Raw genomic sequence first — 805 nt, forward strand, 5'->3', positions numbered from 1 at the left:
TTGGTTCTTCAGTATCTAGTATGCTAAAATCATAGTTAATAAAATCAATAAAGACAAAAAATATATCTGGCGATGGCTGAAAATCTTTTTCCGGTTGACAGTTAAGCGATATGTGGTGTTAACTAAAATCAGAAAAAGAGTAAATTCAGGGTAAAGGGGTAACAATGGCTTCAAACAGGGAAATTAAAATGCTCACAGAACTTCTGGGGCTAGAAGGAGTAAAAGTGGGAACACGCCATCAACATAAAGGGATTGGAATAATTTTAGAGATAGAGACAATCCATCAGGAAAGTATCTGTCCTCGTTGTGGGGAAAAAAGCCATAAATTACATCAAAATCATCGATATCTAATTAAAGATTTACCTTGGGGAGAATCTCCAGTATTTTTGGAAATAAATAGACGACAGTTCAAATGTAAGAAATGTAAAAAGCCATTTAGTGAGGATTTAGATTTTGTCGGAAAAAGAAGGACTTATACAAAAAGATTGGCTGATAGAATCCTACAAGAAGTTTTAGAAAAGGATATAAACAGTGTGGCAAAAAAAGGGTTAGTCACAACAGAAGAAATAGAAAGGATGTTAAAAGACGCATCATCAGAATTGGCGAATTTTAAACCCACCCATTTAAAAAGGCTAGGAATTGATGAAATAGCATTGATTAAAGGAAAAGGAAATTATTGTGCAGTTTTAATAGATTTAGAGAAGTCGGAATTAATTGCCATTCTCGAAAAAAGAACACAAGAAGAAATCAAAAAAGTGTTGATGGGGTGGGGAAGAGAAGTGTTAGAAAAGATAGAAGAAGTCAG

The 805-nt window shown here is 33.8% G+C and carries 1 protein-coding gene; it reads left to right on the forward strand.

What is annotated here, in order from left to right:
* Positions 1-188: 188 nt before the first annotated feature.
* Positions 189-805: transposase family protein (locus PL9631_RS25535; protein ID WP_231516860.1), on the forward strand; the 617-nt coding region annotated here is incomplete at its 3' end.

The organism is Planktothrix paucivesiculata PCC 9631, from assembly GCF_900009265.2.
Taxonomy (GTDB): Bacteria; Cyanobacteriota; Cyanobacteriia; order Cyanobacteriales; family Microcoleaceae; genus Planktothrix; species Planktothrix paucivesiculata.